The following is a 14,413-nucleotide window of genomic DNA, read 5'->3' as shown; positions in this document are numbered from 1 at the left end:
GGGCGCACTAGTTGGCGTTGAGGAGCTTGAGCTCCGGGTGGGCCGTGCCGCCCTCGATCGCGGTGGACGAGATGTGCGAGACCACGCGCTCGTCGACCGGGTCGTTCGCCGGGTCGTCGTGCACGACGAGGTGCTCGTACGTGGTGGCGCGCTGCGCCGGGACCCGGTCCGCCTTGCGGATCAGGTCGATGATCTCCAGCCGGTTGGAGCGGTGCTTGGCCCCGGCCGAGGAGACGACGTTCTCCTCCAGCATGATCGAGCCGAGGTCGTCGGCGCCGTAGTGCAGCGACAGCTGGCCGACCTCCTTGCCGGTGGTCAGCCAGGAGCCCTGGATGTGGGCCACGTTGTCGAGGAAGAGCCGGGCGATGGAGATCATCCGCAGGTACTCGAAGAGCGTGGCCTGCGTGCGGCCCTTCAGCTTGTTGTTCTCCGGCTGGTAGGTGTACGGGATGAAGGCGCGGAAGCCGCCCGTACGGTCCTGGACGTCCCGGATCATCCGCAGGTGCTCGATGCGCTCGGCGTTGGTCTCGCCCGTGCCCATCAGCATGGTGGAGGTGGACTCGACACCGAGGCCGTGCGCGATCTCCATGATCTCCAGCCACCGCTCGCCCGACTCCTTGAGCGGGGCGATGGCGTTGCGCGGCCGGGCGGGCAGCAGCTCGGCACCGGCGCCCGCGAAGGAGTCGAGACCGGCGGCGTGGATGCGGCTGATGGCCTCCTCGGCGGAGACCTTGGAGATCTTGGCCATGTGCTCGATCTCGGAGGCGCCCAGCGAGTGGATGACCAGCTGCGGGTACGCCTTCTTGATCGCGGAGAAGTGCTCCTCGTAGTACTCCACACCGAAGTCCGGGTGGTGGCCGCCCTGGAACATGATCTGGGTGCCGCCGAGCTCGACGGTCTCCGCGCAGCGGCGCAGGATGTCCTCGATGTCCCGGGTCCAGCCCTTGGCCTTGTCCTTGGGGGGCGCGTAGAAGGCGCAGAACTTGCAGGCCGTCACACACACGTTGGTGTAGTTGATGTTGCGCTCGATGATGTACGTCGCGATGTGCTCCGTACCGGCGTAACGGCGTCGGCGTACGGCGTCGGCGGCCGCCCCCAGCGCGTGCAGTGGCGCCGAGCGGTAGAGGTCGAGCGCCTCCTCCGGGGTGATCCGACCGCCCTCGGCGGCTCGGTCGAGGACGGGCTGGAGATCGGCCTTCTCGGTCACCGGGCTGTCACCTTTCGGCGGTTTTCTGAGGATCCTCGGACCGATCCAGCGTACGCCAGCCCCGTGCGCCGTCAGCCGCCGGACCGGGTGAGAGTCCCGTACGGGAGGCCCGCCCCGCGCTCCTTCGACCGGTAGCCGAGCGTTCCGTCGGCGGCGAGGCGGAAGACCAGGTCGGCCTCGGTGGTGGTGCACAGGCCCGGGGTGCTGGGGCGGTCCGGGTCGGTGCGCTCGCGGACCTCGAGCTCCTTCGCGGTGCCGGAGGTGAGGGTGCCGACGCTGTTGCAGGTGACGGTGAGGCCGAGCTGGGTGATCGTGGTGGACATCCGGACGACCCGGGTGCCCTTCTCCCCCTCGGCGAAGGCCGCGGTGAGGGTGCCGTGCGGCTGCCCGGTCGTCCGCTCGGTGAGCGGGCCCTCCCAGGTGCCGACGAACGCCTTCGGTACCTCGCTCACCGGGGCCTCGCCCGCATCGGTGGGTGCCGCGGAGGCCGAGGCGCCCGGTTCCTCGGACGCGGTGGCCGTGGCGGTGGGGGACGGGCGGGCGGCCGCCGAGTCGTTCTCCTTGCGCCGGTCGGTGTCGCCGCCCGGGAAGAAGCCGTCGAGCAGGCCCGAGCCCAGGGCGACGACCACGAACGAGCCCGCCACGGCCAGCGCCGCGGTGCAGCTCACCCGGCGGCTCCGGCGCGCCCCGGCGCCCGTGCTCGTGTCCGTGCCCGTCTGCGAGTCGGCGCTGACGGTGACGGAGAACCGGGGGGCGTGGGCCCGCTGCCCGGGGAAGCCGCCGGGGGGTGTGGTGGGCGGGGGCGGGGTGCCCGGAGGGCTGTCCGGTACGTGGACGAGGGGCGGGCCGAAGACCCCGATGAGGCCGGATTCGGCGCCCGGGGAGCCGTCGGAGCCCCTACGGGAATCGGCGCCCGGGCCCTCGTGCGCGTCGGCGCCCGCCCCGAACCCCGCCCCCAGCGACGCACTGCTGAACGGCACCGGGCCCGAGGCCGCTGCCGGCGCGTCCTGCGGTTCCAGGTCCAGCAGCGCCACCGCCGAGCGGCTGACCTCCCCCACCAGCCGGCCCGGCAGCCACCCCGCCGCAACCATCGCCGCGGCCCCGCCCGGAGCGAGGGTGCGGGCGAGGTCGGCCGGGACGGGCCGCGCGTCCGGGTCCTTGGCCAGGCACCCGGCGACCACCTCGCGCAGCTCACCCTCCAGGTCGCCCAGTTCGGGCTCCTCGTGCACCACCTTGTAGAGGAGTACGGCGGAGGAGTCGCCGGAGAAGGGGGCGGCGCCGGTCGCCGCGTACGCCAGGACCGCGCCCAGCGAGAAGACGTCCGCCGCACCGGAGATGTCCCGGCCGCGGATCTGCTCGGGCGCCATGTAGCCGGGCGAGCCGACGGAGACGCCGGTGGAGGTGAGCGAGACGGTCGCGCCGAGGGCCCGTGCGATGCCGAAGTCGATGAGGCGGGGGCCGTCCAGGGCGAGCAGCACGTTGGAGGGCTTCACATCGCGGTGGACGATGCCCTGGCCGTGGACGACGTGGAGGGCCTCGGCGAGCCCGGCGCCCAGGGTGCGTACCGCGTGCTCGGGCAGCGGGCCGTGCTCGGTGATCGCCTGGGAGAGCGGCGGCCCGGCGACGTAACCGGTGGCGACCCACGGCACCGGGGCGTCCGGGTCGGCGTCCAGGACGGGGGCGGTCCACTGCGCGCCGATGCGCCGCGCGGCCTCAACCTCGCGCCGGAACCGGGCGCGGAACTGCTCGTCCAGGGCGAAGTGCGGGTGGACCACTTTCACCGCGACCGTGCGGCCGCCGGCGCTGCGCCCGAGATAGACCCGGCCCATGCCGCCCGCACCGAGTCTGCCGAGCAGCCGGTAGGAACCGATGGTGTGCGGTTCGCCCGCTTCCAGCGGCCGCATATGGCCTCCCCCTGTGAACCCTGTGAACCTGCGGCTGATGAACCTGTGGCTGAGAGCCCTGCGGTCGGTCCGGACTCGGACCGAAGCCTAGGGGGCGCCACCGGCGCGGTCACCGCGAAACGGCCGGACCATTCCCCCTTCTCAGGGCAGGAGGGGATCTTTTCGCCCCGGGGAAAGGCGTAAACGCGTTGTTCGGCCGCCCCTTACCCAATTCCCTTGTCCGGGAACGGGAAAGGGAATTCGCCCCGTTCCCCGGCCGAACGGCTCGAAGGTTCGAAGGCTCAACCGCTCAGCCGCCGAGCAGCTCCACCCGCACATCCGCCGGGTACCCGGTGTCCGCCCCGGTCCGGCGGGCGAACTCGCGGACGCCGGCCAGCTGGTCCGGGCCGAAGCGGAAGTCCAGGGTCGTGAAGTACCGCTCCAGCACCTCCGCGTCGAAGGCCTCCCAGCGGGCCGCCTGCTCCGCCACCTTGGCGACCTCCTCCAGGGAGAGGTCCCGGGAGGCGAGGAACGCCTGGTGCACCTTGGCCGCCGTCTCGGGGTGGGCGGCCAGGAAGTCCTTGCGGGCCGCCCAGACGGCGAAGACGAACGGCAGCCCCGTCCACTCCTTCCACATCCGGCCCAGGTCGTGGACCTGGAGCCCGAGACGAGGGGCGTCGTGCAGGTTGGCGCGCAGGGCGGCGTCGCCGATCAGCACCGCCGCGTCCGCCTCCCGCATCATCAGCCCGAGGTCGGGCGGGCAGGTGTAGTAGTCGGGCCGGACCCCGTACCGCTCGGCGAGCAGCAGCTGGGCCAGGCGTACGGAGGTGCGCGAGGTGGAACCGAGCGCGACCCGGGCCCGGTCGAGCTGCTCCAGCGGGAGCTGGGAGACGATCACGCAGGACATCACGGGCCCGTCGCAGCCGACCGCGATGTCCGGGAAGGCGACCAGGTCGTCGGCGTTGCGCAGGTACTCCACGAGGGTGACCGGGCCGATGTCCAGGTCCCCCCTGACCAGCTGCTCGCTGAGCCTCTCCGGGGTGTCCTTCGAGAGCTCCAGGTCGAGCAGGGTCCCCGTACGCGCCAGGCCCCAGTAGAGCGGCAGGCAGTTCAGGAACTGGATGTGGCCGACGCGGGGCCGGCTGCGACGGTCGGCGCTTACACCGGCCGGGGCGTCACTGGCTGAGACGGTTGAATTGTCCACATCGCGAGGCTAGACCCGCCTCCGGTGACCGGCACCACCGGGGCGCCCGCGGTGCTCTCCGGTGCTCTCCGGTGCTCTCCGGTGCTCCCCCCGGATGCTCCCGCGGCGGGGCAATCAAACGTTCGGGCGAAGTGATCTTTCCCTCTACCGCTCTCCGGAGACTGCGTGCTAGGCTCGATCGCAAGTTGCAGTTTGGTTTCCCTTGCAGTACAGAGCCTGCGGAGCATGTAACCCGCAGGCTTTTGTAGTTTTCAGACTTGTTTGCAGGTTCTGGAGCAGGGCAACCCTTTGGCCCAAGGAGGGCTTATGGCTACCGGAACCGTCAAGTGGTTCAACGCTGAAAAGGGCTTCGGCTTCATCGCCCAGGACGGCGGCGGCCCGGATGTCTTCGTTCACTACTCCGCGATCAACGCGTCCGGGTTCCGCTCCCTCGAGGAGAACCAGGTCGTGAACTTCGACGTCACTCAGGGACCCAAGGGTCCGCAGGCTGAGAACGTCACCCCGGCCTAGTTGCCCGGGTCGGCCGATCGCGGCCGTACATAGCAGTACCCAAGGAGCCCCGCTCCCCCGCTTCGGCGGGGGAACGGGGCTCCTGCCTGTATACGCCCGAGGTCCGCGCCCGGCGGCCGCTTGACCTTCACCCCGTGTGAAGCCGTGCAGTGGGAGCCATCATGTTCACCATCGGAGACTTCGCCCGGTACGGGCGGGTGTCGCGCCGGATGCTGCGTCACTACGACGCCATCGGGCTGCTGCGCCCGGACCGTACCGACCCCGCCACCGGCTACCGCTTCTACGGCGCCGCGCAGCTCGCCCGGCTCAACCGGATCATCGCGCTCAAGGACCTCGGCTTCACGCTCCAGCAGGTGCGGGACGTCCTGGACGAGCGGGTGGGCCCGGAGGAGCTGCGCGGGATGCTGCGGCTGCGCCGGTCGGAGCTGGCGGAGGCGGTGGCGGCCGCGACGGCGCGGCTGGCCCAGGTCGAGGCGAGGCTCCGGTCGATCGAGAGCGAGGGGCACATGCCTGCCGACGACGTCGTGATCAAGACCGTTCCGGTGGTCCGGGTGGCCGAGCTGACGGGGACCGCCGCGAGCTACGAGCCGCAGGACATCGGGCCGGTGATCGGTCCGCTGTACGAGGAGCTCTTCCCGCTCCTGGAGAGCGCCGGTGTCCGGCCCACCGGACCCGGGATCGCCCGCTACGAGGACGCCCCCGAGGGCGGCGGCGCGATCGTCGTGCACGCGGGGGTGACGGTGTCGGCCCCGGTGGGCCCGGTCGCCGGGACCGGGGTACGGGTCGTGGAGCTGCCCCCGTTCGAGGCGGCGACGATCGTGCACCGGGGCGCGATGGACGACGTGCTGCCGGCCGCGCAGACCCTCGCCCGCTGGCTCGACGCGAACGGCTACCGCTCCACGGGGTACGCCCGCGAGGTCAACCTGGAGTGCCCGGCGGACCGGAGCCGGTGGGTGACGGAGCTCCAGGAGCCGGTGGCCAAGGCCTGACGGCCCGGCGTACGTGCGGGTACGGGGAGGGGCGCCATCCCCTCCCCGTACACACGTACCCTTCTACGCCCCCGCCCAGAGCCCGTCCTCCGTCAGCCCCAGCAGGTCGATCGCGTTGCCGCGGACGATCCGGTCCACGACGTCCGGGGCGAGGTGGCCCATCTGCGCCTCGCCGACCTCGCGTGACTTGGGCCAGGTGGAGTCGGAGTGCGGGTAGTCCGTCTCGTACAGGACGTTCCCGACGCCGATCGCGTCCAGGTTCCTCAGCCCGAAGGCGTCGTCGAAGAAGCAGCCGTGGACGTGGTCCGCGAACAGCTCGGACGGCGGGCGGTGCACCTTGTCGGCGACGCCGCCCCAGGCGCGGTTCTCCTCCCAGACGATGTCGGCGCGTTCCAGGATGTACGGGATCCAGCCGATCTGGCCCTCCGCGTACATGATCCTCAGGTTCGGGAAGCGCTCGAACTTGCCGCTCATCAGCCAGTCGACCATCGAGAAGCAGCAGTTGGCGAAGGTGATGGTGGAGCCGACCGCGGGCGGGGCGTCGGCGGAGGTGGAGGGCATCTTCGACGAGGAGCCGATGTGCATGGCGATGACGGTCCCGGTCTCGTCGCAGGCCGCGAGGAACGGATCCCAGTCGTCCGTATGTATGGACGGAAGCCCGAGATGGGGAGGTATCTCGGAGAACGCGACCGCGCGCACGCCCCGGGCCGCGTTGCGCCGGACCTCCGCGGCGGCGAGCTCCGCGTCCCAGAGCGGGACGAGGGTGAGCGGGATGAGGCGGCCGTGCGCCTCGGGGCCGCACCACTCCTCCACCATCCAGTCGTTGTACGCGCGCACCCCGAGGAGCCCCAGCTCGCGGTCGCTCGCCTCGGTGAACGTCTGGCCGCAGAAGCGCGGGAAGGTCGGGAAGCAGAGGGCGGACTGGACGTGGTTGACGTCCATGTCGGCGAGCCGGTCGGGGACCGAGAAGGAACCAGGACGCATCTGCTCGTAGGTGATGATCTCCAGCTTGATCTCGTCCCTGTCGTAGCCCACGGCGGTGTCCAGCCGGGTGAGCGGCCGGTGGAGGTCCTCGTAGACCCACCAGTCGCCGACCGGGCCCTCGTCACCCCTGGCCCCCATCACGGGCGCGAACTTTCCGCCCATGAAGGTCATTTCCTTCAGGGGTGCGCGGACGATGCGCGGCCCTGAGTCGGCGTACCTGGACGGGAGCCGGTCCCGCCAGACATGAGCGGGCTCCACCGTGTGGTCGTCCACCGAGATGATCTTCGGGAAGGTCTCCATGCGTCCCACGGTAGCGTCGATCTGACGAACCGTCAGCTGATGTGCGCGCATCGGCACGGAGCGCGGCACCCCCGCACGGTTCCCAAATCGTTGTCGAGGGCTTGTGCAGAGCGTCACCCACTGCTGACGCGCCCGCCCGCGACAAGGCAGACTGTTGAGCGCGATACCAGCGGTACCGAGCAATCCGGATGTACACCGCACCTCGACGCACGGACGGACAACCGGCTGGGAGCGGGCGGACCTTCGGAGACGGGCACCACCGGCAGGATCCGCCAACGAGCCGGGCCGGCAGGCGAGCAGGACAGGGGGCATCAATGGACCGTGATCACGGGCCACGCGTGCGCGTACCGGAGCAGCGCGCTCCGGAGGAACCGGGGGCCGCCGACTCCCTCAGGTTCACCGTCCTGGGCCCCGTACGGGCATGGCGCGGGGCCGAGGCGCTCCCCTCCGGCTCCCCCCAGCAGCGCGCGTTGCTCGCCGCCCTGCTCCTGCGCGAGGGCCGGACGGCCACGGCGGGCGAGCTGATCGACGCGTTCTGGGGCGAGGACCCGCCCTCGCAGGCACTGGCCACGATCCGGACGTACGCCTCCCGGCTCCGCAAGGTCCTGGGCCAGGACACCCTGGTGACCGAGGCCGGCGGGTACGCGCTCCGGATCGGCCGGGGCGCGCTCGACCTGACCCTGGCGCAGGACCTGGCCGCCGAGGCGGAGAAGGCCCGCGCGAGCGGTGACCGCTGCCAGGCCCGCACGCTGATCAACAAGGTACTGGGGCTGTGGGACGGGGAGGCGCTGGCCTCCGTGCCCGGGCCGTACGCGGAGAACCAGCGCACCCGGCTGGAGGAGTGGCGCCTCCAGCTCACCGAGGCCCGGCTCGACCTGGACCTGGAGGTCGGCTGCCATGCGGAGGCCGTCTCCGAGCTGACCGCGCTCACCGCCGCCCACCCGCTGCGCGAGCGCCTGCGCGAGCTGCTGATGGTGGCGCTCTACCGCAGCGGCCGGCAGGCGGAGGCGCTGGCGGTGTACGCGGACACCCGCCGCCTGCTCGCCGAGGAGCTGGGCGTCGACCCGCGCCCCGAACTGGCCCAGCTCCAGCAGCGCATCCTGCGGGCCGACGAGGAGCTGGCCCGCCCGTCGGACGAGCCGGCCCCGGCGGCGGCGCCCGTGAAGCCGGCGCAGCTTCCGGCGACCGTGCCCGACTTCACCGGGCGGGACTCCTTCGTACGGGACCTGGGCGCCCGACTGGCCACCGCCGAGGGTTCGGTGATGGCGGTCTCCGCGCTGGCCGGGATCGGCGGGGTCGGCAAGACCACGCTGGCCGTCCATGTGGCGCACCAGGCCCGCCCGCACTTCCCCGACGGTCAGCTCTACGTCGACCTCCAGGGCGCGGGCGCGCGGGCGGCCGAGCCGGAGACGGTCCTCGGCTCGTTCCTGCGGGCGCTCGGCACCGCGGATCCGGCCATCCCCGACACCCTGGACGAGCGGGCCGCGCTCTACCGCTCGACGCTGGACGGCCGCCGCGTCCTGGTCCTGCTGGACAACGCCCACGACGCGGCCCAGATCCGCCCGCTGCTGCCCGGTACGCCGGGGTGCGCGGCCCTGGTGACGAGCCGGGTGCGGATGGTCGACCTGGCCGGGGCGCATCTGGTGGACCTGGACGTGATGTCGCCGGACGAGGCGCTCCAGCTCTTCACCCGGATCGTGGGGGCGGAGCGGGTCGGCGCGGAGCGGGAGGCGGCCCTCGATGTGGTCGCCGCCTGCGGTTTCCTCCCTCTCGCCATCCGCATCGCCGCCTCCCGGCTGGCCTCCCGCCGCACCTGGACGGTCTCCGTCCTCGCCGCCAAGCTGGCCGACGAGCGCCGTCGCCTCGACGAGCTCCAGGCGGGGGACCTCGCGGTGAAGGCCACCTTCGAACTCGGCTACGGCCAGCTGGAACCGGCCCAGGCCCGTGCCTTCCGCCTCCTGGGGCTCGCGGACGGCCCCGACATCTCCCTGGCGGCGGCAGCGGCCCTGCTGAACCTGGAGCCGCACACGGCGGAGGACCTCCTGGAGGCCCTGGTCGACACCTCCCTCCTGGAGTCGGCCGCGCCGGGCCGCTACCGCTACCACGACCTCGTACGCCTCTACGCCCGTTCCTGCGCGGAACGCGACGAACAGCCGCCGGGGGAACGGGAGCTGGCACTGTCGCGGCTGCTGGACTTCTACCTGGCGACGGCGGCCGGGGTGTACGCGCTGGAGCGGCCGGGGGAACGGGTCCTGGACCACTTCACCAGGACCGAGTACCCGGGTCTGACGTTCCCGGTCCGGGAGACCGCTCTCGACTGGCTGTTCACGGAGTCGAGCGGACTTCTGGCCTGCGCCCGCCAGTCGGCCGCCATCGGGATGCCCAAGCGCGCGTCGGACCTCCTCATGGCCGTGGTCGACCTCGGGGAGTCCGGTGCGAACTCGCATCAGTTCGCCACCGCCGCCAAGGCCGTGAGCGACGCCGCCTGCGCCGCCGGCGAGGCGCAGGCCGAGGCCAGGGCGCGCACGATGCTGTCGCACGTGCACAGCGTCTCGGGGCGGTTCGCCGAGGCCGACGAGGAGGCCAGCCGGGCCTTGGCCCTCGGCCAGCTGGCCCAGGACCCGGTCTCGCTGGGCCAAGCCCCCAACCAGCGGGGCATCATCGCCCTGTACGAGAACCGGCACGAGGATGCCGAGGCCCATCTGACCGAGGCCATGGCCGCTTTCCGCGCCGACGGGAACAAGCCCGGGGAGGCGGCCGCCCTGTGCAACCTCTCCCGGGTGCACCTGGCCACCGGCCGGACCATCAGCGCGGTGCACCTCGCCCAGCAGGGGGTCGCCATCTACGAGGGCGACGCCACCGACCTGGCGCTGCGGCTGGCCAACGGGAAGTACGCCCTGGGGCTGGCCCTCATCGGCAGCGAGCAGACGCCCCGGGCCCGCGACGCCCTCCTGGAGGCGCTCCAGATCTTCCGGGAGAGCCGGCAGCAGCTCTGGCACGGGATGACGCTGTTCCGGCTGGCGGAGCTCCACCTCGCCGAGCAGGACGGGGCCCAGGCCGCGGCCCACGCGGAGCAGGCGCTGGCCGTGCTCCGCGGCATCGGCGGGGACTGGCGCCGCGCCAACGTCCTGGCCGTGCTCGGCCGCGGTCTGACGGCCATAGGGCAGCGGGACCGGGCCCAGGTCTGCTGGAGCGAGGCGCTGGCCATCTTCGAGGAACTGTGCTCGCCCGAGGCGGCGTCGGTACGCGCCCTGCTGCACCCGGCGGGTGTGAGCTGACGCCACGGGCCGCGCCACGGACCGCGTTCATCATTCGTTTATCGCCGACCGACAGTCTCTGACTCATCGATCCGTCGCGTCGGGGGGCAGACGGATCGGCTCGCGGCCTCACCACTATGGTGAACGGCCCTGGAGGGCCTGCCCGGCAGTCCACGGGGGAACAGCCGGGCAGGCTCCGCCCGATCATCACGTCACCATCTTCAGGAGTTGACTGACATGGCCGCCAACAAGGACACCCTCAAGCCGAACGACGCCCACGCCACGGGCGAGGACATCACCACGCAGGACGCGCACGCCACGTCCAAGCCGGTGACGAAGCTCGGCGACGCGCACGCCACGGGCGAGCCGGTGGGCAAGCTGGGCGACGCCCACGCCACGAGCGAGCCCGTCAAGTAGACCTTCCCGACGGGGATACGGGGGGTACGTACGGGGGAGCGGCCGCGGCGGCGTGGAGGGGGAGCCGTCGCGGCCGTCGTACGCAGAGGGGCCCGGGCCTGGGGATGGGCTCGGGCCCTTCGGGCGTGTGGGAGGGGTTACAGGGCGCGGACCTGCACCCGAGGGGCGCAGAGCTTGGTCAGGTCGTCCACGTCGGAGGTGAAGACGACGGCGGGACCCCGCTGCCGGTTCGCGATCGCGGCAAGGATCGCGTCCATGGCGTACTTGTGGCCATGCAGGCCGGTCTCCCGCAGGAGCAGAATCGCCTCCTCCGCGATCCCCTTGGTGACGGGTTCGACGACCACACCGGACATCGCCCCGTCCCACACCGGGCGCCGGATCCTGCTGTGATGGGCCTCGACCAGGGTCGTCGAGCTGGTCACCGCACGGATACCCGCCCGGTGGGCGTCCTTGAGGCGGCTCTTCATCTCCGGCTTGCCGAGGACCGCCTGCGAGAGGGCCCCACAGTCCAGTACGTACGAGATCTCCGGCATCAGGCAGCCGCCGCATTCCGGCGCCCGGCCCCGGTAGGCGCCCGGTCGGCCGACCGGTCCGCGAACCACTGCTCGATCTCACGCCGCTCGGCCTCGGCGGCGGCCAGGTCCGCGTCGGTGACGGGGCCGTACTCACCCTCCAGGCGCTCCACCAGCTCCCCCAGCCGGTCGTGCTCACGCTGACGCTCTACGGCCCGCGTGGCATACGCGCTGAAGGCGCCTTCCTGGTTGCCATGCTTACGACCACACCGCCGGAGGCGGGGTCGGCCCCAACCCGCTCACCCCATCCGGTGAGGCCGAACGGACATGCGCTACCCCCGCCCCCGCAGCTCCCCCTTCACCACCTTGCCGCTCGCGTTGCGCGGGAGCTCCGGGACGAACTCCACCGCCCTCGGCACCTTGAAGTTCGCCATCTCGCGGCGGGACCAGGCGATCAGGTCGTCCGCCGTCACCGTGGCGCCCCGGCGGCGGACCGCGTACGCCTTGCCGACCTCGCCGAGCCGGGGGTCGGGGACGCCGACGACCGCCACGTCGGCGATGTCCGGGTGGAGGCCGAGGAGCCGCTCGATCTCGGCCGGGTAGGCGTTGAAGCCGCCCACGATGAACATGTCCTTGATCCGGTCCGTGATCCGCAGGTTGCCCGCCTCGTCCAGGACGCCCATGTCGCCGGTGCGCAGCCAGCCGTCCGGGGTCAGCGCGTCGGCCGTGGTCTCCGGGTCCTCGAAGTAGCCGCTCATCACGTTGAAGCCCCGGACCTGGATCTCTCCGGGCTCCCCGGGGCCGCCCAGGACGCGGACCTCGGTGCCGGGGATCGCGCGGCCGGACGTGGTGGCCACGGTCTCCGGCGCGTCGCCCCGGCGGCACATCGTGACGATGCCGCTCGCCTCGGAGAGGCCGTACGCCGTGAGGACCGTGGCGATGCCGAGTTCTTCGCGCAGGCGTTCCACCAGGCGCGGGGGGACCACCGCGGCGCCCGTCACCACCAGGCGCAGGGCGGAGAGGTCGTGGGCGTCGCGGGCCGGGTGGTCCAGGAGGGACTGGTGGAGGGTGGGCGGGCCCGGCAGGACGGAGATACGTTCCGCCGCGATGTTCGCCAGCACCGTGTCCACGTTGAACACCGGCTGCGGGACCATCGTGGCCCCCCGCATCAGGCAGGCGATGATCCCCGCCTTGTAGCCGAAGGTGTGGAAGAAGGGGTTGACGATGAGGTAGCGGTCGCCTTCGCGCAGGCCCGCCAGCTCGCTCCAGATCTCGTACGCGCGCAGCGTCTGCGCATGCGTGATCACCGCACCCTTGGGGGCGCCCGTGGTGCCCGAGGTGTAGACGATGTCGGAGGGGTCCGAGGGGCGGATGGCGGCCGCCCGTTCCCCCACGGCGGAGGACGGCACCCGCTCCCCGGCCGCCAGGAACTCCGGCCAGCTCGTGTGGTCCTCGGGGGCCGTGTCCGCCAGCACCACCACCCGCTCCAGGTCCGGCAGCTCCACCTCCGACCGGCGCAGGGACGCCACGTACGAGGTCCCCAGGAACGTGCCGGTGACGAAGAGCAGCCTGGCCCGGCTGCGGCGCAGGATGTGGGCCGCCTCCGTCCCCTTGAAGCGGGTGTTCAGGGGCACCAGCACCGCACCCGCGCTCACCGCCCCGAGCGCGGAGACGATCCAGTCCAGGGTGTTCGGGGCCCAGATCGCGACCCGGTCACCCGGCTCCACCCCGGCGGCCACGCACGCGGCGGCGGCGCGCTCCACCCGGTCGCCGAGCCCGGCGTACGTCAGGCGGGTGCGGCCCTCGACCACCGCCTCCGCCGGCCCGTACCGCCGCGCCGCCTCCCGTACCAGCCCCGGGATGCCGCCCCACTCCTCGTCGCCTCGCATCGCGCGCCCTCCCGCCGCCGTCACCGCCGTCGCAGTAGCTGACTATCCGTCAGATTAGCGGTAGCCTCTGCCGCTGTCAGGAGGGTTGACGGTGCGGGAGGTTGGCGGATGGCGACGCTCAAGGACGCGACGGCGATAGCCGGGATCGGGCAGACGACGTTCGCGAAACGGCTCCCGGAGTCCGAGAAGACCCTCGCCTGCCGGGCGATCCTGGCCGCCCTCGACGACGCGGGCATCGCCCCCTCGGAGGTCGACGGCTTCGCCTCGTACACGATGGAGGAGACCGACGAGGTGGAGGTCGCCAAGGCGATCGGCGCCGGGGACGTCACCTTCTTCTCCAAGGTGGGGTACGGGGGCGGTGGCTCCTGTGCCACCCTCGGCCATCTCGCCGGCGCCATCGCCACCGGCCAGGCGAGCGTCGGGGTGGCCTGGCGGTCCCGGAAACGCGGGTCCGGGCCCCGGCCGTGGAAGAACACCGCCGTGCAGCTGCCGACCCCCGCGCAGTGGACCCGGCCCTACGGGCTGCTGCGCCCCGCCGACGAGATCGGGATGCTGGCCCGGCGCTACATGCACGAGTACGGGGCCACCCGCGACCACCTCTTCAACGTCGCCCTCGCCTGCCGCAACCGGGCCAACCAGAATCCGGCCGCGATCATGTACGACCGCCCGCTGACCCGCGAGATGTACATGAACTCCCGCTGGATCAGCGAGCCCCTCTGCCTCTTCGACAACTGCCTGGAAACGGACGGCGCGCTGGCCTGTGTCCTCGTCTCCGCCGAGCGTGCCCGTGACTGTCGGCAGCGGCCCGTCTACCTCCACTCCGTCGCCCAGGGGCTGCCCGCCCAGCACCACGGGATGGTCAACTACTGGAACGACGACCCGCTCACCGGCCCCGCCTGGACAGCCGCCCGACAGCTCTGGAAGCAGGCCGACTTCGGGCCCGACGACGTCGATGTGGCCCAGATCTACGACGCGTTCACCCCGCTCGTCCCGCTCTCCCTGGAGGGGTACGGCTTCTGCGGGCGCGGCGAGGGCGGCGCGTTCACCGAGGGCGGGGCGCTGGAGAGCGGGGGCCGGCTGCCGGTCAACACGGGGGGTGGCGGGCTGAGCGAGGCGTACGTCCACGGGTTCAACCTCATCACCGAGGGCGTCAAGCAACTGCGCGGCACCTCCACCGCCCAGGTGCCGGACGCCGCGACCTGCCTGGTCACGGCGGGTGAGGGCGTGCCGACATCGGCCGTACTGCTGAGGAGTTGAGGAG

At 72.2% G+C, this 14,413-nt stretch carries 11 protein-coding genes and 1 pseudogene; 5 read left to right on the top strand and 7 right to left on the bottom strand.

The window, feature by feature from the left end; genetic code table 11:
- Positions 1-7: 7 nt before the first annotated feature.
- The 3 genes from mqnC to AMK21_RS13075 form a co-directional block, all read right to left on the bottom strand.
- On the bottom strand, positions 8-1,207 hold the full coding sequence (mqnC, locus tag AMK21_RS13085; protein WP_073877397.1) for a cyclic dehypoxanthinyl futalosine synthase: 1,200 nt from the start codon (positions 1,205-1,207) through the stop codon (positions 8-10).
- 71 nt (positions 1,208-1,278) lie between these two features.
- Positions 1,279-3,111, bottom strand: a complete 1,833-nt coding sequence (locus AMK21_RS13080; RefSeq protein WP_073877395.1) for a serine/threonine-protein kinase — start codon at positions 3,109-3,111, stop codon at positions 1,279-1,281.
- 289 nt (positions 3,112-3,400) lie between these two features.
- A complete protein-coding gene (locus tag AMK21_RS13075) occupies positions 3,401-4,294 on the bottom strand; it encodes a menaquinone biosynthetic enzyme MqnA/MqnD family protein (protein ID WP_073877393.1) in 894 nt (297 codons plus the stop codon).
- Between the two features lie 306 nt (positions 4,295-4,600).
- Between AMK21_RS13075 and AMK21_RS13070 the strand changes: the two genes are divergently transcribed.
- Positions 4,601-4,804, top strand: a complete 204-nt coding sequence (locus tag AMK21_RS13070) for a cold-shock protein (protein ID WP_003967102.1) — start codon at positions 4,601-4,603, stop codon at positions 4,802-4,804.
- Positions 4,805-4,965: 161 nt separating this feature from the next.
- Positions 4,966-5,793 carry a MerR family transcriptional regulator gene (locus AMK21_RS13065; RefSeq protein ID WP_073877391.1) on the top strand — a complete coding sequence of 276 codons (828 nt, stop codon included), beginning with the start codon at positions 4,966-4,968 and terminating at the stop codon, positions 5,791-5,793.
- Between the two features lie 63 nt (positions 5,794-5,856).
- Here AMK21_RS13065 and AMK21_RS13060 read toward each other — a convergent pair whose 3' ends face one another.
- Positions 5,857-7,077, bottom strand: coding sequence for an amidohydrolase family protein (locus AMK21_RS13060; protein WP_073877389.1), 1,221 nt, complete (start codon positions 7,075-7,077; stop codon positions 5,857-5,859).
- A gap of 314 nt (positions 7,078-7,391) precedes the next feature.
- Here AMK21_RS13060 and AMK21_RS13055 point away from each other — a divergent pair, with 314 nt between their 5' ends.
- Together AMK21_RS13055 and AMK21_RS13050 are read left to right on the top strand one after the other, a co-directional pair.
- Positions 7,392-10,355 carry an AfsR/SARP family transcriptional regulator gene (locus AMK21_RS13055; RefSeq protein ID WP_073877387.1) on the top strand — a complete coding sequence of 988 codons (2,964 nt, stop codon included), beginning with the start codon at positions 7,392-7,394 and terminating at the stop codon, positions 10,353-10,355.
- 216 nt (positions 10,356-10,571) lie between these two features.
- Complete coding sequence (locus AMK21_RS13050; RefSeq protein WP_073877385.1) at positions 10,572-10,751, top strand: hypothetical protein; 180 nt, start codon at positions 10,572-10,574, stop codon at positions 10,749-10,751.
- A gap of 137 nt (positions 10,752-10,888) precedes the next feature.
- Here AMK21_RS13050 and AMK21_RS13045 read toward each other — a convergent pair whose 3' ends face one another.
- The 3 genes and pseudogenes from AMK21_RS13045 to AMK21_RS13035 form a co-directional block, all read right to left on the bottom strand.
- The gene (locus tag AMK21_RS13045) at positions 10,889-11,284 is read right to left on the bottom strand and encodes a PIN domain-containing protein (RefSeq protein ID WP_073877383.1); all 396 of its coding nucleotides are present in this window, start codon (positions 11,282-11,284) and stop codon (positions 10,889-10,891) included.
- Positions 11,284-11,505: pseudogene (locus tag AMK21_RS13040) on the bottom strand (hypothetical protein); the annotation flags it as partial. The pseudogene AMK21_RS13040 and the gene AMK21_RS13045, both read right to left, overlap by 1 nt.
- Before the next feature lie 90 nt (positions 11,506-11,595).
- Entirely contained in the window at positions 11,596-13,152 is a 1,557-nt protein-coding gene (locus AMK21_RS13035; protein WP_073877381.1) for a FadD3 family acyl-CoA ligase, read from the bottom strand.
- A gap of 108 nt (positions 13,153-13,260) precedes the next feature.
- On the opposite strand from AMK21_RS13035, the gene AMK21_RS13030 reads away from it, so the two are divergent.
- Positions 13,261-14,409: a lipid-transfer protein gene (locus AMK21_RS13030; protein ID WP_073877379.1), complete on the top strand. Its 1,149-nt coding sequence runs from the start codon at positions 13,261-13,263 to the stop codon at positions 14,407-14,409.
- The last annotated feature ends 4 nt before the right edge of the window (positions 14,410-14,413 follow it).

Source organism: Streptomyces sp. CB00316 (assembly GCF_001905595.1).
In the GTDB taxonomy this organism is placed as follows: domain Bacteria; phylum Actinomycetota; class Actinomycetes; order Streptomycetales; family Streptomycetaceae; genus Streptomyces.
Note: the sequence above shows the minus strand (reverse complement) of the source record. Positions and strands in the feature narration are given on the sequence as shown.